Annotated in this window: 24 protein-coding genes and 3 pseudogenes; 13 read left to right on the top strand and 14 right to left on the bottom strand. The window is 58.0% G+C overall.

The annotated features are described in order from the left end of the window. Positions 1 to 10: 10 nt before the first annotated feature. From KBY08_RS08515 to KBY08_RS08490, 6 genes and pseudogenes are all read left to right on the top strand, one after another. A complete protein-coding gene (locus KBY08_RS08515; protein ID WP_032656334.1) occupies positions 11 to 1,027 on the top strand; it encodes a formamidase in 1,017 nt (338 codons plus the stop codon). A 4-nt stretch (positions 1,028 to 1,031) separates the two neighbouring features. Beyond that, positions 1,032 to 1,718, top strand: coding sequence for a cysteine hydrolase family protein (locus KBY08_RS08510; RefSeq protein WP_024639185.1), 687 nt, complete (start codon positions 1,032 to 1,034; stop codon positions 1,716 to 1,718). Beyond that, on the top strand, positions 1,715 to 3,256 hold the full coding sequence (locus KBY08_RS08505; protein ID WP_161632405.1) for an ABC transporter ATP-binding protein: 1,542 nt from the start codon (positions 1,715 to 1,717) through the stop codon (positions 3,254 to 3,256). Before KBY08_RS08510 ends, KBY08_RS08505 begins: the two co-directional genes overlap by 4 nt. Further along, positions 3,253 to 3,924 (top strand): annotated as a pseudogene (locus KBY08_RS08500) (cysteine hydrolase family protein); the annotation flags it as partial. The gene KBY08_RS08505 and the pseudogene KBY08_RS08500, both read left to right, overlap by 4 nt. 3 nt (positions 3,925 to 3,927) lie before the next feature. Then, complete coding sequence (hpxZ, locus tag KBY08_RS08495; RefSeq protein WP_003341909.1) at positions 3,928 to 4,323, top strand: oxalurate catabolism protein HpxZ; 396 nt, start codon at positions 3,928 to 3,930, stop codon at positions 4,321 to 4,323. Then, positions 4,320 to 5,006, top strand: coding sequence for a GntR family transcriptional regulator (locus tag KBY08_RS08490; RefSeq protein WP_004406597.1), 687 nt, complete (start codon positions 4,320 to 4,322; stop codon positions 5,004 to 5,006). The genes hpxZ and KBY08_RS08490 overlap by 4 nt, the downstream gene beginning before the upstream one ends. Positions 5,007 to 5,113: 107 nt before the next feature. Here the strand turns inward: KBY08_RS08490 and KBY08_RS08485 are convergent, their stop codons facing one another. Together KBY08_RS08485 and KBY08_RS08480 are read right to left on the bottom strand one after the other, a co-directional pair. Further along, entirely contained in the window at positions 5,114 to 5,860 is a 747-nt protein-coding gene (locus KBY08_RS08485; protein WP_011266861.1) for a zeta toxin family protein, read from the bottom strand. Further along, a complete protein-coding gene (locus KBY08_RS08480) occupies positions 5,847 to 6,116 on the bottom strand; it encodes a hypothetical protein (protein WP_004406599.1) in 270 nt (89 codons plus the stop codon). The genes KBY08_RS08485 and KBY08_RS08480 overlap by 14 nt, the downstream gene beginning before the upstream one ends. A 552-nt stretch (positions 6,117 to 6,668) precedes the next feature. Between KBY08_RS08480 and KBY08_RS08475 the strand changes: the two genes are divergently transcribed. After that, a complete protein-coding gene (locus KBY08_RS08475) occupies positions 6,669 to 8,915 on the top strand; it encodes a putative bifunctional diguanylate cyclase/phosphodiesterase (RefSeq protein WP_011266860.1) in 2,247 nt (748 codons plus the stop codon). Between the two features lie 51 nt (positions 8,916 to 8,966). On the opposite strand, the gene KBY08_RS08470 is transcribed toward KBY08_RS08475, so the two are convergent. Further along, positions 8,967 to 10,337 (bottom strand): gluconate:H+ symporter, encoded by a 1,371-nt coding sequence (locus KBY08_RS08470; RefSeq protein ID WP_004406603.1) that lies wholly within the window; start codon positions 10,335 to 10,337, stop codon positions 8,967 to 8,969. A gap of 319 nt (positions 10,338 to 10,656) precedes the next feature. Between KBY08_RS08470 and KBY08_RS08465 the strand changes: the two genes are divergently transcribed. Then, on the top strand, positions 10,657 to 11,913 hold the full coding sequence (locus tag KBY08_RS08465) for a sensor domain-containing diguanylate cyclase (RefSeq protein ID WP_004406604.1): 1,257 nt from the start codon (positions 10,657 to 10,659) through the stop codon (positions 11,911 to 11,913). Between the two features lie 86 nt (positions 11,914 to 11,999). Here KBY08_RS08465 and KBY08_RS08460 read toward each other — a convergent pair whose 3' ends face one another. Then, complete coding sequence (locus KBY08_RS08460) at positions 12,000 to 13,739, bottom strand: dipeptidase (RefSeq protein ID WP_096104644.1); 1,740 nt, start codon at positions 13,737 to 13,739, stop codon at positions 12,000 to 12,002. 133 nt (positions 13,740 to 13,872) lie between these two features. Then, entirely contained in the window at positions 13,873 to 14,310 is a 438-nt protein-coding gene (locus tag KBY08_RS08455; protein WP_032656324.1) for a GNAT family N-acetyltransferase, read from the bottom strand. Between the two features lie 152 nt (positions 14,311 to 14,462). Here KBY08_RS08455 and KBY08_RS08450 point away from each other — a divergent pair, with 152 nt between their 5' ends. Next, the gene (locus tag KBY08_RS08450) at positions 14,463 to 14,672 is read left to right on the top strand and encodes a DUF2945 domain-containing protein (RefSeq protein WP_225651103.1); all 210 of its coding nucleotides are present in this window, start codon (positions 14,463 to 14,465) and stop codon (positions 14,670 to 14,672) included. Between the two features lie 113 nt (positions 14,673 to 14,785). Here KBY08_RS08450 and sodC read toward each other — a convergent pair whose 3' ends face one another. From sodC to KBY08_RS08435, 3 genes are all read right to left on the bottom strand, one after another. Continuing rightward, positions 14,786 to 15,304: a superoxide dismutase family protein gene (gene sodC, locus KBY08_RS08445; RefSeq protein ID WP_011266857.1), complete on the bottom strand. Its 519-nt coding sequence runs from the start codon at positions 15,302 to 15,304 to the stop codon at positions 14,786 to 14,788. Between the two features lie 243 nt (positions 15,305 to 15,547). After that, complete coding sequence (locus tag KBY08_RS08440; protein ID WP_003365244.1) at positions 15,548 to 16,558, bottom strand: zinc-dependent alcohol dehydrogenase family protein; 1,011 nt, start codon at positions 16,556 to 16,558, stop codon at positions 15,548 to 15,550. 63 nt (positions 16,559 to 16,621) lie between these two features. Further along, positions 16,622 to 16,930, bottom strand: coding sequence for an ArsR/SmtB family transcription factor (locus KBY08_RS08435; RefSeq protein WP_004406609.1), 309 nt, complete (start codon positions 16,928 to 16,930; stop codon positions 16,622 to 16,624). A gap of 145 nt (positions 16,931 to 17,075) precedes the next feature. Here KBY08_RS08435 and KBY08_RS08430 point away from each other — a divergent pair, with 145 nt between their 5' ends. From KBY08_RS08430 to KBY08_RS08420, 4 genes and pseudogenes are all read left to right on the top strand, one after another. Further along, positions 17,076 to 17,867: a transporter substrate-binding domain-containing protein gene (locus KBY08_RS08430; protein WP_011266856.1), complete on the top strand. Its 792-nt coding sequence runs from the start codon at positions 17,076 to 17,078 to the stop codon at positions 17,865 to 17,867. Positions 17,868 to 17,974: 107 nt separating this feature from the next. Continuing rightward, positions 17,975 to 18,508: pseudogene (locus tag KBY08_RS26720) on the top strand (MCP four helix bundle domain-containing protein); the annotation flags it as partial. Positions 18,509 to 18,871: 363 nt separating this feature from the next. Beyond that, a pseudogene (locus KBY08_RS26715) lies at positions 18,872 to 19,630 on the top strand (methyl-accepting chemotaxis protein); the annotation flags it as partial. A 166-nt stretch (positions 19,631 to 19,796) separates the two neighbouring features. Beyond that, on the top strand, positions 19,797 to 20,789 hold the full coding sequence (locus KBY08_RS08420; RefSeq protein ID WP_060409540.1) for a hypothetical protein: 993 nt from the start codon (positions 19,797 to 19,799) through the stop codon (positions 20,787 to 20,789). 56 nt (positions 20,790 to 20,845) lie between these two features. Here KBY08_RS08420 and KBY08_RS08415 read toward each other — a convergent pair whose 3' ends face one another. The 6 genes from KBY08_RS08415 to KBY08_RS08390 all read right to left on the bottom strand — a co-directional run bounded on the left by KBY08_RS08415 (position 20,846) and on the right by KBY08_RS08390 (position 25,699). Beyond that, entirely contained in the window at positions 20,846 to 21,865 is a 1,020-nt protein-coding gene (locus KBY08_RS08415; RefSeq protein WP_003314085.1) for a branched-chain amino acid aminotransferase, read from the bottom strand. 151 nt (positions 21,866 to 22,016) lie between these two features. Continuing rightward, positions 22,017 to 22,658: a CatB-related O-acetyltransferase gene (locus tag KBY08_RS08410; protein WP_004406614.1), complete on the bottom strand. Its 642-nt coding sequence runs from the start codon at positions 22,656 to 22,658 to the stop codon at positions 22,017 to 22,019. Positions 22,659 to 22,696: 38 nt separating this feature from the next. Next, on the bottom strand, positions 22,697 to 23,581 hold the full coding sequence (locus KBY08_RS08405) for a glycosyltransferase family 2 protein (protein ID WP_024642501.1): 885 nt from the start codon (positions 23,579 to 23,581) through the stop codon (positions 22,697 to 22,699). Positions 23,582 to 23,836: 255 nt separating this feature from the next. After that, on the bottom strand, positions 23,837 to 24,724 hold the full coding sequence (cyoE, locus tag KBY08_RS08400; RefSeq protein ID WP_003314082.1) for a heme o synthase: 888 nt from the start codon (positions 24,722 to 24,724) through the stop codon (positions 23,837 to 23,839). 10 nt (positions 24,725 to 24,734) lie between these two features. Further along, on the bottom strand, positions 24,735 to 25,067 hold the full coding sequence (cyoD, locus tag KBY08_RS08395; protein WP_003409003.1) for a cytochrome o ubiquinol oxidase subunit IV: 333 nt from the start codon (positions 25,065 to 25,067) through the stop codon (positions 24,735 to 24,737). Then, on the bottom strand, positions 25,067 to 25,699 hold the full coding sequence (locus tag KBY08_RS08390) for a cytochrome o ubiquinol oxidase subunit III (RefSeq protein WP_011266852.1): 633 nt from the start codon (positions 25,697 to 25,699) through the stop codon (positions 25,067 to 25,069). Before KBY08_RS08390 ends, cyoD begins: the two co-directional genes overlap by 1 nt. Position 25,700 lies beyond the last annotated feature (1 nt).

Raw genomic sequence — 25,700 nt, 5'->3', positions numbered from 1 at the left:
GAGACATTGCATGGCCAGTGGTCTTGGTGGTTTGAACAAGTCGCCCAATGGCGTGGTGATCGGCCTGGCGCAACTGGCGCTGCCCGATCCGCATACGCGCGAGGCGTTGTGGATGCAGACGCAGAAAGTGGTCGGCATGGTTGCCAAGGCTCGGCGCAGCAATCCGGGCATGGATCTGATCGTATTCCCCGAATACTCGCTGCACGGCCTGTCGATGAGCACGGCGCCGGAGATCATGTGCAGCCTCGACGGCCCGGAAGTCATGGCACTGCGCGAGGCGTGCAAGACGCACCGGATATGGGGCTGCTTCTCGATCATGGAAGCCAACCCGCACGGCAACCCGTTCAACAGTGGCCTGATCGTCGATGACCTTGGAGAGATCCGCCTGTACTACCGCAAGCTGCACCCGTGGGTGCCGGTCGAACCGTGGGAGCCGGGCGATCTGGGTATTCCGGTCTGCGACGGACCGCGCGGCAGCAAGCTGGCGCTGATCATCTGCCATGACGGCATGTTCCCGGAAATGGCCCGCGAGTGCGCCTACAAGGGCGCCGACATCATGCTGCGCACCGCGGGTTACACCGCACCGATCCGCCACTCGTGGAAAATCACCAATCAGAGCAACGCCTTCACCAACCTGATGCAGACCGCAAGCGTCTGCATGTGCGGCTCCGACGGCACGTTCGACTCCATGGGCGAGGCGATGTTTGTCGACTTCGACGGCACGATCATGGCCGAAGGGGGCGGCCGGCCCGACGAAATCGTCTGCTGCGAACTGCGCCCCGACCTGGTCCGCGAAGCCCGTCTGCACTGGGGCGTGGAAAACAACATCTATCAATTCGGGCATCGCGGCTATGTGGCGGTCAAGGGCGGCGCACGCGACTGTCCTTACACCTACATGCACGATCTGAGCGCAGGCCGATACCGTCTGCCGTGGGAAGACGATGTCGTGCATACCGATGGCAGCTCGTGCGGTTTTGCGGCCCCCGAGCGCGACTTCAAACCCACCCCCGGCAGCTGGAAGGAGTAACGCCATGAGCGAACGTCATATTGCATCGGCGCCCTACCCCTGGCCCTGGAACGGGCAATTGCATGCGCACAACACGGCCTTGATCGTGATCGACATGCAGACCGACTTCTGCGGCGTCGGCGGCTACGTGGACAGCATGGGTTACGATCTGGCGCTGACCCGTGCGCCCATCGAGCCGATCAAGGCGCTGCTCGCCACAATGCGCCCGCTGGGCTTCACCATCATCCATACCCGCGAAGGTCATCGCCCGGACCTCAGTGACTTGCCCGCCAACAAACGCTGGCGCTCGCAGCGCATCGGCGCGGGGATCGGCGACCCCGGTCCGTGCGGCAAGATTCTGGTGCGTGGCGAGCCGGGCTGGGAAATCATCGACGAGCTGGCACCGCTGCCCGGCGAAATCGTGCTCGACAAGCCCGGCAAAGGCTCCTTCTGCGCCACCGATCTGGAACTGATTCTGCGCACTCGCGGCATCGACAATCTGATCCTGACCGGCATCACCACCGACGTCTGCGTGCACACCACCCTGCGCGAAGCCAATGACCGTGGCTTCGAGTGCCTGCTGCTGGAAGACTGCTGCGGGGCGACCGACCCTGGCAACCATGCGGCGGCCCTGAGCATGGTCAAAATGCAGGGTGGCGTGTTCGGTGCGGTCGGCCACTCCTCGATGCTTCGCGACCTGTTGGGAGCATGATCATGCGCGCCCCGAGCCTTGAGACGATTGGTGCGAGCAAATATTTCGGCAGTTTTTGCGCGCTCGACGAGGTGTCCTTCAAGGTCCGCGCCGGCACCGTCCACGCCCTGCTCGGCGAGAACGGCGCCGGCAAGAGCACGCTGGTCAAAGGCATCATCGGCTACAGCCCGCTGCAGTCGGGCAGCATTCTGATCAACAACCGCGAACACGAGATTCGCACCCCGCGCGACTCCCATCAGTTGCAGATCGGTATGGTGTATCAGCACTTCACCGTAGCGCCGGGCCTGAGCGTGGCGGAAAACCTGGTGCTGTCGCGCGGCGATCTGCCGTGGCGTATCGACTGGGCCAGCGAGCACCAACGCCTGGAAGCGTTCATGGCAAAAATGCCTTTTCGTCTGGACATCCATCGGCCGGTCAGCAGCCTGGCGGCCGGCGAAAAGCAGAAACTGGAAATCCTCAAGCAGCTGTATCTGGAACGTCGACTGGTCATTCTCGACGAACCGACTTCGGTGCTCACGCCGCAGGAAGCCGACGAGGTGCTGGGGCTGATGCAGGCGATGGCGCATCGTGGCGAACTGACCGTCCTGATGATCACCCACAAGTTTCGCGAAGTCAGCACCTACGCCGATGACGTCACTGTGTTGCGCAAGGGTCGCTGGGTGGGCAGCGCGGCAGTGGCTGACACCACCACGCAACAGATGGCGGCGTGGATGATGGGCGACGCACAGGTACGCGGGGTGAGCAGCGAGCGCCCGGTGATGGCGGCCCGCCCGCCGCAGTTGCAGGTGACAGGCCTGGATGTGCCTGGCGACAAAGGCACGCTGGCGGTGAAAAACCTGTCTCTGGCCGTTCACCCGGGTGAAATCGTCGGGGTTGCAGGCATCTCCGGCAACGGTCAGCGTGAACTCACCGAAGCGCTGCTCGGCCAGCGCGCCTTCAGCGCCGGGCAGATAGCGGTCGACGGTCAGCCTTACCACGCACGGCGTGAACAGATGCAGCGCCTGCGCGTGTTCAGCCTGCCTGAAGAGCCCCTGCGCAACGCCTGCATCGGCACGTTCAGCGTGGCTGACAACCTGGCCCTGCGCAATTTCGACCAGCCGCCGCTGTGCCGCCAGGGCTGGCGCCTGGATCGTCGCGCAGCAGGTGTCCAGGCACGCAGCCTGATTGAGCAGTTCCAGGTGTCGCCCAACGACCCTGACCGGCCGATCGGCACCTTGTCCGGGGGTAACGTGCAGCGCGCTGTTTTGGCCCGTGAACTGACCCACGACGTCGCGGTACTGATCGTCGCCAACCCGGTATTCGGCCTGGACTTCGCCAGTGTCGCGCTCATTCACCAGCGCCTGATCGACGCTCGCAACAGCGGCACAGCGGTCCTGCTGCTCAGTGAAGACCTCGACGAGCTGCTGAGCCTGGCAGACCGTATCGTGGTCATTCACGACGGCGAACTGGTGTTTGAAACCCGTGCAGCGGACGCCGACCGTACCGAGCTGGGCCGACACATGGCCGGTGCCGAGCATCTCGCGGGGGAACCGGCATGAACAAGGTCAATGCGCGCCCTGACCGCTTCGCCTTCGACACGTCCCGTACCGCTGTGGTGATCATCGACATGCAGCGCGATTTCCTCGAACCCGGCGGCTTTGGTGCCGCACTGGGCAACGACGTCGCTCCGTTGCAGGCCATCGTACCGTCCGTGCAACGCCTGCTGTCGCTGGCGCGCGATGAAGGCATGACGGTGATGCATACCCGCGAATCACACCGCCCGGACCTTGCCGACTGCCCGCAAGCCAAACGTGACCATGGCTCGCCGGGCCTGCGCATCGGCGATCCCGGCCCCATGGGGCGCATCCTGATTCGCGGCGAACCCGGCAATCAGATTATCGACGCCCTGGCACCACTCGCTGACGAGTGGGTCATCGACAAACCCGGCAAAGGCATGTTCTTCGCCACCGACCTGCAGCAGCGGCTGAGCCAAGCCGGGATCACCCATTTGATCTTTGCAGGCGTCACCACCGAAGTCTGCGTGCAGACCAGCATGCGCGAAGCCAATGACCGGGGTTATCGCTGCCTGCTGATCGAAGACGCGACCGAAAGCTATTTTCCCGCGTTCAAACAGGCCACGCTGGAGATGATCACCGCACAAGGCGGGATTGTCGGCCGGGTTGCCTCGTTGACAGACTTGGAGCAGGCGCTACAGAAGGAGCACACATTGATGGACATCAACCTCCCCCACGTGGTCGCTGAAGTGACCCACGCCTTTCACGACTACGAACGCGCCCTGCTGGCCAATGAACTGAGCACACTGGATGCGTATTTCTGGAATTCCGAACAGACCGTTCGCTACGGCGTCGCGGAGAACCTGCATGGTGCCGACACGATTGCGCGCTATCGACGCCAGTGTCAGCCGGTGGGACCGGGCCGCACGCTGCTGCGCACCGTGGTGAGCACCTTCGGTGAAGACTTCGCCACGGTCAGTACCGAGTTTCATGATGGCGTCACCCAGCGCCTTGGTCGGCAGATGCAGACCTGGGCGCGACTGGAGGGCGGCTGGAAAGTCGTTGCCGCACATGTCAGCATTGACCTGAGCAGCCTGGAGCCACGCCCTTGAATTCCCCGAACACCACCAACGCGCTGGCTGAAGACGTCTATCGGCGGCTCAAGCAGGAGATTTTCGACTTCTACCTGCTGCCCTACGACCGCTTCACCGAAACCCAACTGGCCGACCGTTATCAGGTCTCGCGAACGCCGGTGCGTGACGCACTCTACCGCCTGCAACGCGAAGGCTACCTGGACGTCGAGTTCCGGCGTGGCTGGTCAGTCAAGCCTCTGGATTTCAACCAGATCGACCAGCTCTACGATCTGCGCATCGTGCTGGAGTGCGCGGCGGTCGAGCGCATCTGTGCCTGCGCCGAAGTGCATCCGGAACTCACTATTCTGCGCCAGCACTGGTTGATCGATCGCGATTGCTGGCAGATAGATATGCAAGTGGTCGCCGACCTCGATGAACAGTTCCACACCCAACTGGTGGCCGCTTCAGGCAACCTGGAAATGGCCCGCATCCACCAGGAAGTGACCGAGCGCATCCGTATTGTGCGCCGCCTGGACTTCTTCAAAAGCGCGCGTATCGAACATACCTACCTCGAACACGCCGCGATCCTCAATGCCCTTCAGGCGCGCAAACGTGACGAAGCCTTATTGCTGCTGCGTTCCCATGTAGAGATCAGCAAACTGGAAGTACGCAAACTGACGATCTCCATGCTCAGTGATGCGCGGCGGCGGTATGAGGCGTGAGGTTTCTACGCTTCAAATCAAAACTTCTGGGGGGCAGGTCTGATACGTGAGCGCCTGTGCGCCCTGCGGTGGGCAGTCAAGAGTTTGTACTGCGATAAAGCGCACTTCTAAGGTTCCGGATCGATAAGCCGTTCAAGCCCTTCAATGGCCACTTTGCACCACTCCGGGACTTCGTCAATTTTGTATTCGACAATCGAAGCGTCTGTGATTTCTGCTTCGAGTTCTGCAGTATCTCCAGAGTTATCAAACAAGTATGCTCGACTCGTTGCCTGGATAGCCTCCGGCAGTAACGCCAGGCATCTGTGATAACGGGCATGCACTTTCTCAGGGGTGACATTGTGCCCGCCCTCGCCAACACGAATCGCGATCCGGTTGATATTGATACTCGGGTTTTCAGTGGCAACGAAATATAAATAAGTCCGGTATCCCATCGCCTTGGCTTTTTTGATGAACTCCACTTTGGAACGGTCCGACATGACTGTCTCAAACGTGAAGCTGGCGGACTGAACAAGCAATTGATGCCTGATGAAATCAGCAACGACCGAGGCGTGGTAAGAAGTGAATGTGATGCCTTCAATCAATAGCGATTGGGCGGTGATGAAGAAATGCTCAGCCTGACAAGCCAACCGTTCTCTTTCAATGAGGGGGTGCGAGGAGAAAAACGCCCGGAAAGCTTGCTGATCATCTTCAATCGAAAAAGGGGAAAGATCTATAAACCCATTATCGCCCGCCTCACGCTCAAGGTCGTCGGCATTGACGTAAATGTAAATCAGGTCAGGATCAAGTATGCGCTTGATGGTGCTCTTGCCTGAACCGTTAGGGCCGGCAAATACGCGTAGCCTAGGTACGGGCACTGGTAGCGGACCTTGGGCCGATCCTGAAGGAGCCGGTCGCTACCTTGCGTCTCGGCGTGGAGGCACAAACGACTTCTTCAGTGCCGTCCGCACATTCGGCGACGATAAATCCTCCTTTGGACAGCAACACTGTCTGCCCGGAGGATTTTGCCTTCTCATAGGCCATTCTGGTGGCAAGGGACGCTTTGGCCGGAATCTGAGCTTCCAGCTCCTGAATAGCTTCTTCGGACAGTACATCTTCTGAAGATCTAGGCATTAATCCTCCTCGTCAGCATGTTCAGCGTAACCTCAATGGCCAGATCATAGACCGAAAACGCTTTTTTCGACACCAACCGATACTCGTCAGTGTTACCAATCATGAGAAGCGCCACGGTCTGACGGATCATGATGTGGGCGAAAGTACTTAGACAAAACCGCAAGCAAGAGCCCACTGAATTGAGGCGCATCAATCAGCCCATCCGGACATCCAGCCTCCCATGCAACCTTTTGAAACCTGCCCTGTCGTAAGCATTAGCGCGTAATAGCACTTAGGCATCAGCCTGTATTTGCTGTATTAATACATGAACCTCCACTGTTTATTCGGCCGGTGACTGACAGTCTGGCTCGTTATGCAATGGGTCAGTCGTCGCCTCGACTAAACGTCTTTTAGCAATATCAAGTCTGTACGTGGTCCTGGCTGAAAAATCAGCTGAACCCATCAGACCATCTCTCCGCGCAGCTGGAAGAGGTCCACGGAACGGGTCCACGGCTTATGCGCTGCCGAACATGATCCGGGCCACACATGCAAGCCATTCAGGAATAGCGATCGATGAACCCACAGGGCTATGAGCACGACCACGTCATACCGACGAATGTTGAAGATGTTGCCAAGGTATTGCAGGCAGCTGCTCACTCCGCCTCGTGCACCGCCGCTTTGCTGATGGTATCCAGCGCTACAGGCTGGGAACAGTTGGTCAGCTGCGGCCAAAGCCTGCTCAAAGCGGATGAGGCATGGTTGAGGATGGTCTCGTCGTATGGCGACGTGGTGCTGGTCGGTCAGGACAGTCCGGCGAATGCGATCCAGACCAACAGCCCGGGGACTACCCTGATCTACGTTGCTATCCGTGGCTTCAGGCATGAGTTGCTGGGCGCGATGCTGTTGAGCAACAGCGATGGCGCAATGGTGCTGAGCGCTGCGCAACGCTATGCGCTGCAGGCCCAGGCGGTTCATATTCGTACCTACCTGCAACCGGGACGTGATCCCGAGGCCAACAATCCGCTGGTCACCTCGTTCGAACGCCTGCGCTTGCTTGAATCGGTGGTCATCAACGCCAATGACGCGATTCTTATCACCGAAGCGGAACCCATCGATCTCCCCGGCCCGCGTATCGTCTATTGCAACCCTGCGTTTCTGGCAATTACCGGCTTCACGGAAGAGGAAGTCATAGGCCGCACGCCCCGGATCCTGCAGTGTGAGGACACCAGTCGGGCAACGCTGGACATTATTCGCGAGGCTCTCAGTCACTGGCGACCGGTTGAAGTCGAATTGCTCAACACCCGCAAGGATGGCAGCCAGTTCTGGGTCGAGTTGAGCATTGTGCCGGTGGCCAACGAAAAAGGCTGGTTCACCCATTGGGTATCCGTGCAGCGCGATATCACCGAGCGCAAGGAATCTCAGCAACTGGCTCAGCGAGCTCGTCTGGAGTGGGAGGAAAAGCTTGCGTTACAGAGCCGGCTGGAGGAACGCGAGCGCATGTCCGAAGAGCTGACCTATATCGCTTTTCACGATGAGCTGACCTCACTGTTCAACCGCGCTTACCTGATGAACGAATTGACCACGGCATTTGAAACCCGTAAGTCTCGTTACGAACGGGCAACGGTACTCTTTCTGGACCTGGACGGTTTCAAGGTGGTCAACGACAGCATGGGGCACCTGGCCGGTGACCAGTTGCTCAAGGGGGTCGCGAACCGATTGCAGACCTGCGTTCGCTCGAATGATGTGTTGGCGCGAATCGGCGGCGACGAATTTGCGATCCTGCTGATGGGCAAGGATCAGCCGGAGACTGCCGTAAAAATGGCTGAACGCATCGTGAGCCAGTTGAACACGGCAATCCAGATCGAAGGCCAGGACATTTTCATCTCCTGCAGCATCGGCATCGTCAGCGCAGGCGAAAGTCATACAAAGCCCGAAGAGTTGCTGCGTGACGCCGATGTGGCCATGTATTCCGCGAAAAAACAGGGCCGAGGACGCTGGAGCATCTTCAACACCTCAATGCGCGAGGCGGCGATCGACACGCTGATGATTCAGAACGCGTTGCGCCAGGCACTGGAAGACAAGGATTTCCTGGTCTTTTATCAGCCGATCTACAGCGGCAACTGTGAACACCTGGTCGGGGTCGAAGCCTTGGTCAGATGGAACCATGCCACCATGGGCATCATTTCTCCCGATGCGTTCATCCCGATTGCCGAAGACCTGGGGATTATTCATGAGCTGGGTGCCTGGGTAATGCACAAAGCCTGCAGCGAAGTGCAGGCCTGGCGCAAGGAGTTCTCTCATCTGGACCTCAGGCTCAATGTCAACGTGTCCGGAAAAGAGTTGAGCCATCCCGGATTCGTCGATCGGGTAACACGGATCATTGCCTCCACCGGCCTGCCTGCTACACAACTGCAGATCGAGGTCACCGAGTCGGTGTTTCTCTATCAGCCTGACGCGATCGCGGAGATTCTCCGGCAGATCAGGCAGCTTGGCGTGAGAGTGGCGCTGGATGACTTCGGCACGGGTTACAGCTCGCTCGGCTACATCGACCGTTACCCGATCGATGCCGTGAAGATCGATCGGTCCTTCGTGTCCCGAATGATGACCTATGAGCGCAGCGAAGCCATTGTCAGCAGCATCCTGTCGCTGGGACGAGCGCTGAACCTGGATATCACGGCGGAAGGTGTGGAGACAGCAGAACAATACAACCTGCTGCGCAAAATGGGCTGCCCTTACTTTCAGGGTTATCTGCTGAACAGACCGATGCGCTCAGAGGCATTGCTGCATATCATCAAATCCGCAGCCGAATGCACTGCCTGATTTACGCCGATGTTGATGGGCCGGACTGACTCCCGGCCATTCCGCAGCATTTCACGTCAGCCAGTGCCACAACAGCAATGTCCCGACCAGCCCGACCACCGACACGATGGTCTGCAACACCGACCAGACCCAGATGGTTTGCTTGAGTTGCAGGCCGAAGTATTCGCGGACCATCCAGAAGCCTGCGTCGTTGACGTGGCAGAAGAACACCGAGCCGGCACCGATCACCAGCGCCACCAGCGATGCCTGCACCGGCGCCAGCCCGGCCATCATCGGCGCAAGGATACCTGCCGTCGTCGTGGTCGCCACGGTCGCAGACCCGGTGGCCTGACGCAGTGCCACGGCAATCAGCCAGGCGAGCAGCAGATAAGGCATGTGCGCACCTTCTGCCACCTTGCTGATGGTCTGGCTGACACCGGCATCCAGCAGCGTCTGCTTCAGACCACCACCCGCGCCGATGGTCAGCAACAGCACAGCGATGGGCGCGAGGCTTTTGCGCAATGTACCGCCGACGTGCTCACGGGAAAGCCCGTTGGCCCAGCCCAGGCAAACCGTTGCCGCCAGCACCGCGATGCCCAGCGCCACCAGGGGCTCGCCTAGAAACTTCAAGGTCAGCGCGATGTTGCTTTCAGGTTCCAGCGCTATCTTGGCAAAGGTGCTGCCGAGCATGAGGATCACCGGTAAAAGGATGATCAGCAGCGAGATGCCAAACCCAGGCTGCCGGCTGGTTTCAGGCTTGGCACTGAACAACTCACCCAGCTCGGCGGGCTCTTCAACGTGCATGCGCCCGGATAGCCAGTTGCCGTACAGCGGGCCGGCGAGAATCACTGCCGGCACGGCAATGCACAACCCCAGCAGCATGGTCAGCCCCAGATCGGCATGCAACGCGCTGACCGCAATCAACGGGCCGGGATGCGGGGGCATCAGGGCATGCAAGGTGGTCATGCCCGCCAGTGCCGGAATCGCGATTTTCAGCAGCGGCTGACCGGACTGACGCGCCATGACGAAGATGATCGGCACCATCAGCACCAGACCGACCTCAAAGAACAGCGGCAAGCCGATGACCATCGCCACCAGCGCCATTATCCACGGCAACGTGCGGCCCTTGCCCAGCCTGAGCAAAGTGGAAGCGATGCGATCCGCAGCCCCCGACTCGGCCATCAGCGCGCCAAGCATTGCCCCCAGCGCGATGATGATTCCGGCCTCGCCGAGAATGCTGCCCGCGCCTTTGCTGAAGGCCTTTGCAACAGCCTCGGCTGGCAAACCTGCGCCGATGCCGGCGATGAACGTGCCGACGAGAATGGAGAGAAAGGGGGGCAACCTGGTGGCGCTGATCAGCACGATGATCGTGGCGATGGCAATCAGGCAGCAGATAATCAGGCGGGTGTCGTGAAACACCCAGGCAGCAGACGACAAATCCAACGCGGACCTCCTGGCGTTCGTTTTTTCAGGGTGCTTTTCAGCGCACTCCTCGAAAGAATCAGAAACAATTAGTTTCAATTGACCGAACGATACCGGAATGCGACATCGCGTCGCAGTTAATATTTGCCAAACCGGTCAGATACTTGGGCGCTGCATGGGGGCGTTATGCACCCGTTTATTCATGGAGGTATAGTGCCTGTGCAACCAGTGCTCAGTGCCTGCGGTCCAACCCACGGCATCCATCGTCCAACCGGCATTGCGTCACACATTATCTGATCAGAGCCGCGATCAATTAACGGATCACTCGACAGGAAATCAGATGACCTCATCCAGCCAGCGTCTTGCCTTGCTTGAAGCAGTTGTTGAACAGTCATTCAATGCCGTATTGATCACCGACGCCAATCTGGCCAATGGCGGCCCCTTCATTGTGTACGTCAATCCGGCATTCTGCGCCATGACCGGCTACACGGCCGAGGCATTGATCGGAGCCTCGCCACGGATCCTGCAAGGCCCGGACACCGATCCCCAAGTGATCGAGCGGATGCGCGAATGCCTGAGCGAAAGTCTTTTTTTCGAAGGGTCGACGGTCAATTACCGTGCGGACGGAAGTCCTTACATCGTCGAGTGGAAAATTTCTCCCGTGCGCGACGATGCCGGTACGGTATGCAACTTTGTCTCTGTGCAGCAGAACATCAGCCCGCGCATCCGCGCCGAGCGTGAGCAACACCTGCTGGCGCAGGCGCTGAACGCTGCGCTTGATCCGATTATCATTACGGACTGTAATTCCACCATCGTGTTTGCCAATGAAGCCTTTCAGCAGATCACTGGCTACAGCAGCAGCGAAATCCTCGGCGAAAACCCGCGGATGCTGAGCTCTGGAAAACACGATGAGGCGTTCTATGCGCAATTCAAGGAAGCGCTGAAGAGTGGCGCCCCGCTTCGCACGACCTTCATCAACAAGCGCAAGGATGGCTCGCTGTTCTATGCGGAACACAGCATTTCTCCACTGTGTAATCTGGAGGGCGCAATCACCCATTACGTCAGCATCAGCCAGGATGTGACTACACGCCTGGGCCGTGAACAAAAGTTGCTGGAGATTGCGCACAGCGATCCGCTGACCGGGCTGGATAATCGTCGCTCGGCCGAGCATACGCTTGAGCGGCAGATACCTGCGGTGAGCATGTCGGGCAAGCCGTTCAGCCTGATCATCTGCGATATCGATCATTTCAAGGCGGTCAATGACCGTTACGGCCATCCTGCCGGGGACAGCGTAATCACCAGCGTTGCGGCCATCCTCAAACAGCGTATCCGCCTCTTGGATGTCGCCGCTCGATGGGGAGGAGAAGAGTTTCTGATCCTGGTGCCCGACAGCTCGTTGAAACAGGCTGCCGAACTCGCGGAACGCATTCGCAACAGCGTCGAAAGCCTGGTGATTCCGGAAACCGGGTCGGTGACCATTTCTCTGGGCGTTGCAGAGCTCAGCGCCGGGGAAACGGCTGCCAGCCTCATTCAGCGTGCAGACAAGGCGCTTTATCAGGCCAAGCGCCTGGGCCGCAACCGGGTGGAATGCGCTTAGACCAAGACTTGGTTTTACTCGTTGCCCGCCTCGTTTGCCTGCGCATTGAACCCGGGCCTGTCATTGCAACAGGCCCGGAAATCGTGTCAGAGCTTCGGCAGTTGTCCGATACGCCCCATCATCTCGGTGACGATCTGCAGATCCAGCAAGAACTGCCCGGTGGTCTTGAACTCGTTATCCGTATGACCGGTGTATTTGACTTCGGGTCTCGCCAGACCGAACTGCACACCGTTGGGTAATGAATGGACCGACGTCGCGCCAGCCGACGTGCCAAAGGTGTGTTCCATACCGAGATTTTCACTGGCGACAGCGAGCAGCGCCTTGACCCACTCACCCTCGGGATTGCGGTACATCGGCTCGGCAATGGAATAGTCGAACGCTGGCTTGATCGCGGTTTTCGTACTCCAGGCCGCCAGCTTTTCGGCGATTTCGGATTTGAGCACCTGTGGGGACTTGCCCTTCGGCACGCGCAGATTGACCGCAAGCTTGAATGCCTTTTCATCCATTGCGACGTACGTCAGTGATGCGGTCAGAGGCCCCATGAAGTCGTCGGAGAACCCGACGCCCAACTTGCTGCCCAGGTAATCGAGCCCCCAGTTGTCGGCGGCATAGCGAGCAGCGTCGGTGATCTGGTTATGTTTGAGCGCCACCTTGCCCTGCAGGCTGTTGATGAAATCCAGCATCCTCGCGACCGGATTGACCCCGGACTGGGGCGCCGATGAGTGTGCGGATACGCCGGTCACGGTCAGTTTGACGTCCTTGCCGTCGACCCTGGCATCGCCCTCGAAGTCACCGCCATTGCTTTTCACGTACTCGGCTCCGGCCTGTTGCAGACTGGCAGCAAGCTCGGCAGGTTTGTCGGTCAGCAGAGTGGCGACCGACTTCGATGGAATCTGATTGGTGGCCATACCCCCGGTCATTGAAACGATCTCGGCACCCTCGCCTTCTGCCTGGCGTCGGGCAAAGCTGGCCATGACCGTGCCGTAACCTTTTTCTGCGATCACAACGGGATAACCGCCATCCAGCGCCAGGTTGTAGGCAGGCGTCGGGTTACGCTCAAAATAGTAAGGGATGGCGTCGCCGGCGGTTTCTTCCGTGGTATCGATCAGCAGCTTGAAGTTTCTGGCCAGCGGCAGTTTTTCTTCCTTGATGACTTTCATGGCATAGAGCGCCACCACAATACCGTTCTTGTCGTCTTCGGTACCGCGCCCGTACATGCGATCACCGATCAACGTCACCTTGAACGGGTCCAGACGAGTGCCGTCAGGCAAGACCCAGTTGTCCAGCGTGACCGGTACAACATCGGCATGCACATGAATGCCCACCACTTCATCACTGGCCCCGTCGAGCGACACTTCATACACACGGTTATCGACGTTACGAAACTTCAGATCGAAGCCTTCGGCAAGGCTCTTGATCTTGTCGGCAATCTTTATGAACGCCGGGTTTTCGTGCTGGGCAACGCCGTCGACACGAACCGTGGGAATCGCCACCAGCTCACGCAGGGTTTCAGTCGCCGCGCTGCCGTACTTCATGCGGGTATACAGACCGAGCAGGCGATGAATATCGTTTTGTTGCGCTGCGGAAAGTGGTTTGTTATCGAGAAAGGCACTGATGGCCGGGCCAAAATCGGCAGTTTTAACCACATCAGCGTTGGCCAGACTGTTCAGAAACTGCCTGAAATCCTTTACCGACGTATCACTGAACGTCTTGAGGATGACGGCGCTCTGTTGTGCAGTGACAGTGGCGTTTGCCAGACTGGAGAACGACGAGAGACTGGCCAGGATCAAGGTGGAGGCAGCCAGTTTTTTGAGTGACAGATTCATTATTGAAAGCATTCCTTGGCAAGCAAAGCGCGAATGTTCTGATCGTTTGATCAGCAAGCTTTTCAACTTACACCAAGAGCAATGATGCGAGAATCCCCTTTTAAAACGAGATAACAGTGCACACCTGACTTTTTCACATGTCGTCCTGTCCAGCGAACGACTTCAACAGCGTGTGCCGGCTCCAGGGGCCACAGTAGCGTGGAAGGCATGCGATCGGCACGTAACCGCAACGCGCATACCATCTGGCGATATCGTCATCCAGCGTTTCGATCAGAGCGTCAGTGCAGCCTCGCTCGATGGCCAATGCCTCAAGCCTGTGCAGGGTCTGCGCCCCGAGCCCTTTTCCGCGCGACCCGGCATCGATCCACAGGTAACTCACAAACAACCGTTGAAACTCGGTTCGGCCTGTAACGCCGCCAATCAATAGATCGTTCTCCATGATCATGCAGGCAATCGGATCAGCCACTCCCCCTTTCGCCTCGGACAATGCGCGGCCGTGTTGCAGGACGCCGTCAATAACAGCCCGGGTTTGATCATTGGTAATCTGTGCGCCTGTAAGCCACTTCCTCATGTCATCACTTCCTTGATAACGGACTGCAGATACATGAGCAAGATAAAGGCCAACCACATGATCAACCGCAGTGAATTCTTGCCGCGCCGAACACTCCGAACAGTACCGAGCGAACGCTGCAGATCAGTCGCTCCCCACTCGAGGACATCTGAATGACCACCGCATTCAAAGTTGGCGACGCCGTACACTGGAACTCCGAGGCAGGCCAGGTGCATGGCAAAGTCACCAAAGTACATGTGCAGGACGTGGAGTTCATGGGCAAACATCGGCCCGCTTCAAAGGACGATCCGCAGTACGAAGTGAAGAGCGACAAGACCGGTCATTCGGTGATGCATCATGGGGGTGCACTCAAGCGCGCGTGATTGCTCAGCGCCGAGACAAACGGAGCACGGCGCAGCGCCCGACTTACTCAGGCGATAAAGAAAGCTTTAACCATTGGCGCGCCTGCACCCTAAACGGATGCAGGCACGCTGCATCAGATCACGCCGCAGGCAGCACGATCACCACCACCGCCCAGGGGTGCGGGGTGGTCGGAATGGTTGTCGCCGCCGGCGTGAACCATCAGCGCATGGCCTTTGATTTCCGAGAGCTTCTTCAGGCGTGGGGCAAGCACCGGATAACTCGCGGTGCCGTCAGCAGCCACGTACAGCGCAGGCAGATCGCCTAAATGGCCATCGGCGTAAGGCCCCAGATGCTTGCCGGTCTTGGCCGGGTCGAAGTGCCCGCCAGCCGCGAGGGCTGCGACCTTCTTGCCGTCCTTGGTACCCGCTTCGCAACTGCCGTTTTCATGCACATGAAAACCGTGGATGCCCGCAGGCAGCTCTTTCAGATTCGGAGTGAACAGCAAGCCGTATTGGGTTTCGCTTACCGTAACGCTGCCGACAGGTTTGGGGGCGCCGTCAGCGCTGACCAGATTGATCGGAACGTCCAGCGATGCAGCCTGAACACCGAAAGAGAAAACGCCAAGCAGACCCAGCAAAAGGTGAGGTTTCATAATTCAATGCGTCCCTGATCTGATAATCGAAGTGAACGTGGCGCCAGGCAGCGCTGACGCTGCACAGCACGAACGTCTTTCATGCCACAGAGGATGTGACCACAGACCTGCGAACTTGATGCAAGGAAATGAGCGGGGATCGCCAAGGAAAGTAATGCAAGACTTCACGACTGGCCCGCCGACACCAGGGTCGGCAGGCCAGCGCTGTTCACCTGTGCTCAGTTAACAGCACAGTGTTGCGGATCAGATATCCAGGCAGATCTTGCCGAAATGCTGATTGGTTTCCTGATAACGGAACGCTTCGACGATGTCGGTCATCGGGAAGGAACGGTCCATGACCGGACGCATGCCGTTGGCATCAATGGCACGGATCATGTCCTGTTGCTGGGTGCGACTGCCGACCAGCACGCCCTGCATGCGCAGCTGTTTGACCAGCGCCGGGACGAACTCCAGTTGACCGGCAACACCGCTCAGAATGCCGATGACCGAGATGTGCCCAGCGACCCGTGCCGCATTCATGGAATGCTGCAGGGTCGATGGACCGCCCACGTCGATGATGTGATCAACACCACGGCCGCCGGTCAGCTTGCGGGCAGTCTCGCCCCAGTTGCTGTCCTTGCGGTAGTTGATCAGGTGGTCGGCGCCCATGGCTTGCAGACGCTCCAGCTTTTCATCACTCGACGACGTCGCGATAACGGTCGCACCGACCATCTTGGCGAATTGCAGCGCGAAAATCGATACACCGCCAGTGCCCTGTACCAGAACGGTATCGCCGGCTTTCAACGCGTCATCGACCATCAGCGCACGCCATGCGGTCAGGCCAGCGGTGGTCAGCGTGGACGCTTCGGCATGGCTGTAGCCCTTTGGCGCCAGGGTGAACGAGGTAGCACGGGCAGTCACCTGCTCACGGGCATAACCGTCGACGCCATCACCCGGCACCGTGACAAAACCTTCAACCAGCGGCTCGCCGCTGATCCATTCCGGGAAGAACGTGCTGACCACGGAGTCGCCAACCGCGAACTCGCTGACGCCCTCGCCTACTGCGGTGACTACGCCTGCACCATCGGCCATGGGAATGCGTTTTTCCGTTGGTGCCCACATGCCGGTGACGACCGCAAAGTCGTGATAGTTGAGCGAGTTGGCGTGCAGACGCACAGTGATCTCACCGGCTTTCGGTGCAAGCACTTCGCTTTCGCCCACGCTGACCTGATCGTAGCCGCCGCCAGCCTGCACATAGATGGTTGTATTGCTCATGGTCAATCTCCTATCAATTCAACATTACGCAAAATGACGAAATGTATAAATAACGCTCAAAGCCTAGAGTTCTTTCTTGAGCCTGTCGGCAAACCGGTCGATGGCCTGCTCGTCACGGCGAAAATAGGTCCACTTGCCAATCCTCGTGGCCTGAACCAGCCCGGCACGTTGCAGGATGGCCAGATGCGCAGACGCGGTAGAAGCCGACAGGTTGGCCTTGGCCTGAATGTGCGACACGCACACGCCTATCGCCGGATCACCGTGGTCCTGGGGAGGGAAATGGGCTTGCGGGTTTTTCAGCCACTCCATGATCAACATGCGAGTGTCATTGCCGACCGCTTTGATTTGCTCAAGAATCATGGAGGACAACATTACGCTTTTTTACGAAATGTTCAACCCCTGATTTACGCTGCCCCGTCAACGGCATGTTTTGATTACAGCTTCACATCGGCCTGACAAATGAAGCAATCTGTCGACTTCAATAAAACCGACTGCACCGCTGCGAGTATCCAGACTCATGATGAATCTTAAATACAGCGCCCTGACCGCCTTGTTGCTGGGCATCACAGGCATGGCTCAGGCTCAGGACTACACCTCGCATCTGGACAAGGTGCTGCAGGCTGGCCAGCTGGCTGTGTGCACCACTGGCGACTACAAGCCCTACTCCCTGCTGCGCGAAGACGGCGAATACGAAGGCATTGATATCACCATGGCCCGCTCACTGGCCAAGAGCCTGGGGGTGAACGTGCAGTGGGTGCCCACGACGTGGAAAAACCTGATGCCGGACATGGTGGCCGGTAAATGCGACATCGGTATGGGTGGCATCTCGGTGAGCCTGGAACGCCAGAAAAAAGCGTTTTTCAGCAACACGCTGGACGTCGATGGCAAAATCCCGCTGGTCCGCTGCGCCGATCAGGCCCTGTATCAGACTGTCGAGCAGATCAACCAGCCCTCTGTGCGTTTGATCGAACCTGCCGGTGGCACCAATGAAGCCTTCGCTCGCGCTCATCTGCCAAAGGCGTCGCTGGCCTTTCATGACAACAAGACCATCTTTCAGGAGCTGCTGGACAAAAAAGCTGACGTGATGATCACCGATGCTTCCGAAGCGCTCTACCAGCAGAAACGCATGCCGGGCCTGTGTGCCGTCAACCCGACCCGCTACATGCAATACGGCGAAAAAGCCTATTTGTTGCCACGCGACGATGTCGCCTGGAAAGCCTATGTGGATCAGTGGCTGCACCTGAGCAAGGCCACTGGCGAGTATCAGCAGGCGCTGAGCGAGTGGCTGGCAGTACCCGCCACCCCTTGATAGACATTATTTAGCCATCACCTAAAGTCAGGATTTTCTACGCCGATACTTATTTGTTCCTCGGTATTACTGACGAGGCCATCAATAGGCTTTCACAGGGAAATCCCATGTCCCAGATTCAAACGACGGCTACCAGCGGCATGACCGTAAAAAACAGGCTGATGGCGTCTACATTTGCCATCATCGCTGCATTTATCGTGCTGTCGGTTTTCATGATCCAGACGCTCAAGACATCCACCGCGAATGTCGACGCCCTCTACAACAGAGATTTTCTGGCTACGGAAGCGGTCAACAATATCGATGGTGCGCTTACGCGGGTGGATATCAATATTTTACGCATGATCGCCATCGGCAACCCGGAGCAGACGGCAGGCTGGAAGAATGAAAACGAAGCGGCCTTCAGCAAGCTGGATGAGCTGACCGTCCAGTTGAGCAAGAACACCGCAGAAACCCTTGATGTGACCTTGACCCAACAATTGCAGCGTGGCTATGTCAAGTTGCGGGACGGCATGCGGCACCAGACCAGCGTGATCCAGACCGGTGATATCGCCGCCGCCACCAACATTAACCGCACCGAAGTCAAACCCTTTGCCGAGCAGGTGTTCAAGACCCTGCAAACGCTGCGCGAACAAGGCAAGCAACGTGCGGGCGAGCGTTTCGATGCGCAGGAATCAAGCGCCACTCAAGCCAATAATCTGTCCATCGCCGCCACGCTGACAATCGCGATACTGGGCGTGATCGTGACCCTCATGACCATACGCAGCATCCTGTCAGCCATTGGGGGCGAACCGAGCACCGTCGCGACGATCACACGCACCATCGCCCGAGGCGATTTGAGCAGCACGATCAACATCAGCGCCAATGACACTTCCAGCGTTGCTGCTGCGGTCGTTGCGATGCAGACTCAATTGCGCGACACCCTGCAGCAGATCTCCAGTTCTGCAACTCAACTGGCCGCCGCTGCCGAAGAGATGACTGCAATCACCGAAGACGGTGTGCAAGGCATCCAGCGTCAGAACAACGAAATCGACCAGGCCGCCACCGCAGTCAATGAAATGACCAGCGCAGTGGAAGAAGTCGCGCGCAATGCCGAGCATACGGCGCGCTCGTCCAGTAATGCGACCAGCGCCGCGCAAGACGGTCTGGGGCTGGTCAAAAAGACCGTGACCTCAATCAACACCATGAGCACGGATGTGCAGAAAACCGCGACCCTGATTGGCGAGCTGGCAGGTCAGTCCCGCGACATCGGCAAGGTGCTGGATGTTATTCGGGGCCTTGCGGAACAGACCAATCTGCTGGCGCTCAATGCGGCGATCGAAGCGGCTCGCGCGGGCGAGGCTGGACGCGGGTTTGCCGTGGTGGCGGATGAAGTGCGTGCTCTGGCTCACCGCACTCAGCAATCCACCAGCGAAATCGAACGTCTGGTGACCAATATTCAGAACGGCACCGAACGCGCAGTAGGCTCCATGCGCGGCAACACCGAGCTGGCCAGCGAAACGCTTGGCATTGCAGAGGGCGCGAACGAGTCTCTGACCGTCATCAGCGCTGCCGTGAGCGAGATCAATGATCTCAATCTGGTGATCGCCAGTGCGGCCCAGCAGCAGGCCCATGTCGCCCGGGAAGTGGATCGCAACCTCATGAACATCCGTGACCTTTCGGCGCAATCTTCGTCTGGCGCGCAACAGACCGCCAGTGCAAGTCGAGAGCTGTCAACGCTGGCGCTGGACCTGAACAACATCGTGGGACGCTTCCGCCTGTCCTGATTCAATTTGCACCCTTTGCACCCCTTGCGTCATAGCGCAAAGGGTGCAGCCGGGTATTTGATTTATCTCGCCCTGCCCGCCGTTTTTCACGCCATTTCACATATTTTGTTGCAAGCGCTCTACGCCTGAAATAGCGTGTTGTCCTGAATGTACAAGGACGATCCGCATGAAGCCCAGCAAGCCCATCACCCGCGCATTCTGCGTTGAACTGCAGCAAGAGCTGTCGATTGCCGCTGCCCGACGCGAATACTTTTCCCAGGAGCCACCACGTACGCGCTTCGAGTTTCTCTGCTCGAACGAAGCCTGCCGGGCGCTGGGTGCCAAAGTGACGGGCGTGCGCTACGACGTGAAGCCTCAGGACAACCCGACCTTTGTCGCCGCGCACTTCCGTGCCAATCCGCATTACGACCACTCGCCGGGCTGTGAATGGGTGGACGAGGACGAAGACGACAAGGCCGCAGACCCGATTGAAGAAACCGATGTCCAGACGCGTCTGCGCAAGGCCAAGCGCAAACTGGATGATTACATCGACGTTTTCGACCCGACGATCAAGGAGCCGGCCAAGGAGAAGTCCGGCCTGGAAAAGGCTGGCGCACCGGTGCAACGTCCACCCGCTGCCAATCCGCCAATAGAGCCTGCTACGCCGAAGGTGCCCCGTTACAGCGAGACCCGCACCAATAACCTGGAACGGTTGGTGGACAGTTATCGGCAGGCCAAGGCTGAGCTGTCACTGGAAGACTTCAAGCTGCTGAAGCTGAAAATTCCAGGCCAGGGCGAAGTGTCGCTGCGCTCGTATTTTCGCCATATCAAATACGCACAATCAGGCGATAACGGACGGGTGCTGTTCGGCGGCGGTCTGATCGAACAGCGATACGGGCTGGGTTTCAAGTTCAGGTTCTTCGACCGTCTCGACGGCAAACTGGTGACGCTCTACGTGTCGCCTGCGCAGATGCAGGCCTATCGCTCCAGCCGCTACATCAGTGAGCTGCTGAGCCATGCGGAGGACGTGAAGTTCTTCACGGTGTATGCGCTGGGAACCGTCACCCTGAGCCCTTCAGGCAAGAGCTATAGCCTGGAGGTCGACGACTTGCGGCATCTGGCGATTGTGTTGGGGCCGGCGAAAGAGCCTGTTGAGGAAGGGAAAACACCTGAAGCCTGAACCTGTGGCCGAGGATCGTTCCAGCGTTCGACGCTGGAACGATCCGGGTCAGCTCATCACACCTTGACGATCCAGCCAGCTGGCGCCTCGATGTCACCGGACTGAACGCCGGTCAGCTCCTTGTACAGACGCTGAGTCACAGGACCGACTTCGGTCTGGCTGTAGAACACGTGCAGGTTGTCCTTGTAGGAAATCCCGCCGATCGGAGTAATGACCGCAGCCGTACCGCATGCGCCGGCTTCCTTGAACTCGCCGAGCTGGTCGATGAACACATCACCCTCTTCGACCGTCAGGCCCAGACGGGATTTCGCCAGTTCGATCAACGACAGGCGGGTGATACCCGGCAGCACCGATGGCGACTTGGGCGTCAGGAACACATCATCCTTGGTGATGGCAAAGAAGTTGGCCGAGCCCACTTCCTCGATCTTGGAGTGGGTCTGCGGATCGAGATAGATGCAATCTGCAAAGCTGTGCTTCTTGGCTTCGGAACCGGGCATCAGGCTGGCGGCGTAGTTACCGCCGACCTTGGCTGCACCTGTACCGTTGGGCGCAGCGCGGTCGTAGCCGGAGATGACGAAATTGTTCGGCTTCAGGCCCCCCTTGAAATAGGCGCCCACCGGGATGCAGAAAATCGAGAAGATGAATTCAGGCGCCGTGCGCACGCCGATGTTGTCACCCACACCGATGACGAACGGGCGCAGGTACAGCGCGCCGCCAGAACCGTAAGGCGGGATGAAGCGTTCGTTGGCCTTGACCACCTGCTTGCAGGCTTCAATGAAGACATCGGTCGGGACGTGGGGCATCAACAGACGGGAGCAGCTGCGCTGCATGCGCTGGGCGTTCTGATCGGGACGGAACAGATTGATCGAGCCATCCTTGCAGCGGTAGGCCTTGAGGCCCTCGAAGCACTGCTGGCCATAATGCAGCGCGGTCGACCCTTCGCTGATATGCAGCGTGTTGTCCTCGGTCAGTGAGCCCTGATCCCAGGCACCGTCGCGCCAATGAGAAAGGTAGCGCTTGTCGGTCTTGATGTAGTCAAAACCCAGAGTGTCCCAGTTGATGCTTTCTTGACTCATAACGCCCTCTATCATTTTAGCGACTGCCTGGTCGAGTCAGGCCAATGCCTTATTCTGCCAGATCATTCAGGCCATGAGGCTCGAAATAAATGCAAACCGACATGGCATTTCTGAAGCAGACATGCGGGCAGACGCCTCATGAGTCCAGCGGTCACCCGACCGGTAGCGGCGGCGATGCCTGGCGCTGGCGGATATAGTCGATAAATGTGTCCATATCCGAACTGCACAATGTTCGTGCGACGGACTTGACCTCTTCGACAGGCCAGTCCCACCAGGCTGCCTGGAGCAGCAACTGGCGAATGTCCTCGTCGAATCGCCAACGGATGAATTTGCAGGGGTTGCCGCCCACCACCGAATAAGGAGCCACGTCCCGAACGACCATCGCACCTGCCGCGACAATGGCGCCATGGCCGATGGTGACACCCGACACAATGGTTGCATTGGCGCAAATCCAGCAGTCGCTGCCGATCACTACATCGCCCTTGCTTGGCGCGTAATCCTGAATATCTGCGACTTGCCCGACCATCGCCGGGAATGGGTACGTCGTAATCCAGTCCGTGCGATGCTCACCGCCCAGTAGAATTTTCACGCCCTCGGCAATGGAGGTGTAAGCCCCAACCCTGAACACCGAGTCGTCACCGAAGTCGACAATATCCGGAATGCCATAAGTCCCGACGCCGACTACCGCACGCGGGTATTTCAATCTGATTTTTTCGGCGTGCCTGTCCAGTTTGTCCATCTTGCGCAACTGTTTGCGTATTTTTCTATTTTTCAACAGCTCGATGAATTTCATATCTTCAATCACATTTTTTTTGGACAGCCAGGCCGCACTTATCGATAGCTCAACAGCAAACGCTTGCAGCGCCGCAAGGTCGTTCTGTTGATCTGCCTCCATGGGATGGAAAACAACAGACTCCAGGCATATCGCTTGTCCGCAACCGCGGCGTATTTCAAGGCTTTGTTGATGGCCTGAGTTCGACCGCTCTGGTATTCGCGATGATCCCGATAAGGCTCGATGCTTTTCAGGTCAGCCTCAAGCAACACCTTGTACTTGCGTGAAAGGTTGTTCGGGTGACGTCGATAGCGCGTGACGATCTCGGGGAGCACATGAATTTCATAGCCCAGATGAGCGATTTTCAGTGTCGCCTGAAAATCCTGAACCTTTATCTGCGGGTCATAACCGTTTGCATCCTTGATGGCCTTCATGCGGTACAGAGCAACCGGCGCACCGACGACCACCGCGTCGCGCAATATGTCGTCGAACGTCAGCCGCTCGATGTAATCGCGCGACTGACGTTTTATTTCCTTGCCGTCACCATCCATGTAGCTGACCAATGCGCCGACACAGCCTACTGCGGGATGCTCATCGAGGTACTCGGCACGGATACGCACCGAAGAGGGAAGCATGATGTCATCCAGGTCCGGCGTGGAAAGGTAAACGCCTTTGGCGTAACGCAGACCATGGTTGAGGGCAGCACTGACGCCCTGATTGGCCTGGCGGTAGAGCTGGAACGGATAGCGTTGCTGCAGGGACTCGAGCATGGCGATGCTGTTGTCGGTAGAACCATCGTCGACGACGATGACCTCGAAATTCTTGTAGTCCTGAGCAAAGATGCTCTGAATCGCGACCTCAAGAAATCGCTCGGCGTTGTAGCAAGGGGCTACGATGGAAACCAAAGGGCTGGGCGAGAGGTTTTGACTTTCTGAAGACATCATGGATAGCAGCCATAATCATGATCAGCCCTGACGGGCTCGGAAACCGGATATCTGTAACGGGTCGCTTGAAAACGGCACATCATGGGGCAAGCGCTCCTGTTTTTCCATGAAAGGTCAAAAACGCCCTGCAAACAGGCGTTTACAGCCGCCAAAAAACTATCGGCATGCCATTTCCTTCAACCAGTGTAGATCGACACTCAAAAAAAACCCCGTTCTTCGCAGAACGGGGTTTATCAGGTCGCGTATCAAGTGGAATCAGAAGGCGTAAGTCACCAGCAATTCTTTTGTCACCTGAAAGTCGACCGACATCATCACGCTCAAGGCAGTAATGGTGAAGATCGAAAACACGAACAGCTTGCGAGCCCAGACAGTATCGTCAACGGCCTTGTAGCCCTTCCAGGCCATGTACAGCCAGTACATGCCCATACCCGCTGCGACAGCCAGGTAGTTGAGGCCCGCATAGCCACCGACGGTCAACATCAGGGTCGCCACGAGGAACGCCAGGATGTAGAGCATGATGTGGCGCTTGGTGACCAGAATGCCGCGCTTGACAGGCAGAACCGGGATCTTCGCAGCACGGTAATCGTTGAAGCGGAAGATGGCGATCGCATACGAATGCGGCATCTGCCACAGGCTGAACATCACCAGTAGCGTCAGGGCCGCAAAGTCGAAGCTGTTGCTCACTGCGCAGTAGCCAATCACCGGCGGCATGGCCCCCGAGAGACTGCCCACCAGCGTGCCGTGAACGGATCTGCGTTTCAGGTACAGGCTGTAAAGGCCGACGTAGATCACGAACCCGATCACTGCAAACAGTGCGGCCAAGGGATTGGCCTCGGTGTACAGCAGGCCAACGCCTGCAATACCGAGCAGGGTTGCGTAGAGCAGCGCCAGTTTCAGTGAAACCAGGCCCTGCACCAGAACCCGGTTACGGGTTCTCTCCATTCGCTGATCGATATCGCGATCGATGCAGTTATTGAACACACAACCGGACGCAACGACCAGGGAAGTACCGATGACTGCAGCGAGGAACACGCCGAAATCGATATTTCCCTTGGAAGCCAGAAAAAAGCCACCTGCCACCGAAAGCACGTTACCGAAAATGATCCCCGGCTTGGTGATTTGGATAAAGTGCTTCAGTGACATCTGGTATTCCTCAATGCGCCATCATTTCGCGGTGGACGCTGAAAATGATCCACAGCGACAAGCCGACCAGCAGGACGATAACCATCGTGGTAAAGGCGAAGGCCATCACGTTGTTACGCTGCACGCTCGTGAAGTCCAGATGCAGGAAGTAATGCAGGTGCACCAGAATCTGGATGATCGCGAAGACCAGAACGATTGCGATCGTCATGTCCTTCGGCAGTGAAGGTGACATCACCAGGGCAAACGGAATGGCGGTCAGGATGATCGACAGTACGAAACCGATGACGTACGACTTCACTGAGCCGTGACTATTGTCTTCAGCGGAGTGATGCGAATTTGACATTACAAAGCTCCCATCAGATAGACAACGGTGAACACGCCGATCCAGACAACGTCCAGGAAGTGCCAGAACAGGCTCAGGCAGCTCAGGCGCGTCTTGTTGGTGTTGGTCAGGCCCTTCTTCTGGACCTGGAACATCATGATCGCCATCCAGATCAGACCACTGGTCACGTGGGCGCCGTGCAGGCCTACCAGCGCGAAGAACGCTGACAGGAAGCCGCTGCGGCTCGGACCGTAGCCCTCTTCGATCAGGTGATGGAACTCATAGATTTCCATGCCGATAAAGGCAGCACCGCACAGGAAGGTCAGTGCCAGCCAGCCCAGTACCTGGCTCTTATTGCCCTTGTACAGTGCCAGCATGGCAAAGCCGTAAGTGATACTACTGACCAACAGGAACGCGGTTTCCACTGCCACGAATGGCAGCAGGAAGATGTCCTGGCCCGACGGGCCGCCCGCGACACTGTTGACCATCACGGCGTACACCGCGAAGAACGAGGCGAACAACACGCAGTCGGTCATCAGGTACAGCCAGAAGCCGTAGACCGTCATGCCACCGCTGTCGTGGTGATCGTCATGCCCGTGATCATGGTCGTGACCGTGATCGTGGGCTCCGGAGTTGATTGCAATATTTGACATT

Origin of the sequence: Pseudomonas sp. P135 (assembly GCF_020312125.1) — a bacterium.
GTDB classification, from domain to species: Bacteria; Pseudomonadota; Gammaproteobacteria; order Pseudomonadales; family Pseudomonadaceae; genus Aquipseudomonas; species Aquipseudomonas fragariae.
Note: the sequence above shows the minus strand (reverse complement) of the source record. Positions and strands in the feature narration are given on the sequence as shown.

Bases quoted from the DNA above. Each gene is read 5' to 3' on its own strand.
- KBY08_RS08515 (WP_032656334.1), top strand. From the start codon at position 11: ATGGCCAGTGGTCTTGGTGGTTTGAACAAGTCGCCCAATGGCGTGGTG.
- KBY08_RS08510 (WP_024639185.1), top strand. From the start codon at position 1,032: ATGAGCGAACGTCATATTGCATCGGCGCCCTACCCCTGGCCCTGGAAC.
- KBY08_RS08505 (WP_161632405.1), top strand. From the start codon at position 1,715: ATGATCATGCGCGCCCCGAGCCTTGAGACGATTGGTGCGAGCAAATAT.
- hpxZ (WP_003341909.1), top strand. From the start codon at position 3,928: ATGGACATCAACCTCCCCCACGTGGTCGCTGAAGTGACCCACGCCTTT.
- KBY08_RS08480 (WP_004406599.1), bottom strand. From the start codon at position 6,116: ATGCCTAGATCTTCAGAAGATGTACTGTCCGAAGAAGCTATTCAGGAG.
- KBY08_RS08475 (WP_011266860.1), top strand. From the start codon at position 6,669: ATGAACCCACAGGGCTATGAGCACGACCACGTCATACCGACGAATGTT.
- KBY08_RS08465 (WP_004406604.1), top strand. From the start codon at position 10,657: ATGACCTCATCCAGCCAGCGTCTTGCCTTGCTTGAAGCAGTTGTTGAA.
- KBY08_RS08460 (WP_096104644.1), bottom strand. From the start codon at position 13,739: ATGAATCTGTCACTCAAAAAACTGGCTGCCTCCACCTTGATCCTGGCC.
- KBY08_RS08455 (WP_032656324.1), bottom strand. From the start codon at position 14,310: ATGAGGAAGTGGCTTACAGGCGCACAGATTACCAATGATCAAACCCGG.
- KBY08_RS08450 (WP_225651103.1), top strand. From the start codon at position 14,463: ATGACCACCGCATTCAAAGTTGGCGACGCCGTACACTGGAACTCCGAG.
- sodC (WP_011266857.1), bottom strand. From the start codon at position 15,304: ATGAAACCTCACCTTTTGCTGGGTCTGCTTGGCGTTTTCTCTTTCGGT.
- KBY08_RS08440 (WP_003365244.1), bottom strand. From the start codon at position 16,558: ATGAGCAATACAACCATCTATGTGCAGGCTGGCGGCGGCTACGATCAG.
- KBY08_RS08435 (WP_004406609.1), bottom strand. From the start codon at position 16,930: ATGTTGTCCTCCATGATTCTTGAGCAAATCAAAGCGGTCGGCAATGAC.
- KBY08_RS08430 (WP_011266856.1), top strand. From the start codon at position 17,076: ATGATGAATCTTAAATACAGCGCCCTGACCGCCTTGTTGCTGGGCATC.
- KBY08_RS08420 (WP_060409540.1), top strand. From the start codon at position 19,797: ATGAAGCCCAGCAAGCCCATCACCCGCGCATTCTGCGTTGAACTGCAG.
- KBY08_RS08415 (WP_003314085.1), bottom strand. From the start codon at position 21,865: ATGAGTCAAGAAAGCATCAACTGGGACACTCTGGGTTTTGACTACATC.
- KBY08_RS08410 (WP_004406614.1), bottom strand. From the start codon at position 22,658: ATGAAATTCATCGAGCTGTTGAAAAATAGAAAAATACGCAAACAGTTG.
- KBY08_RS08405 (WP_024642501.1), bottom strand. From the start codon at position 23,581: ATGATGTCTTCAGAAAGTCAAAACCTCTCGCCCAGCCCTTTGGTTTCC.
- cyoE (WP_003314082.1), bottom strand. From the start codon at position 24,724: ATGTCACTGAAGCACTTTATCCAAATCACCAAGCCGGGGATCATTTTC.
- cyoD (WP_003409003.1), bottom strand. From the start codon at position 25,067: ATGTCAAATTCGCATCACTCCGCTGAAGACAATAGTCACGGCTCAGTG.
- KBY08_RS08390 (WP_011266852.1), bottom strand. From the start codon at position 25,699: ATGTCAAATATTGCAATCAACTCCGGAGCCCACGATCACGGTCACGAC.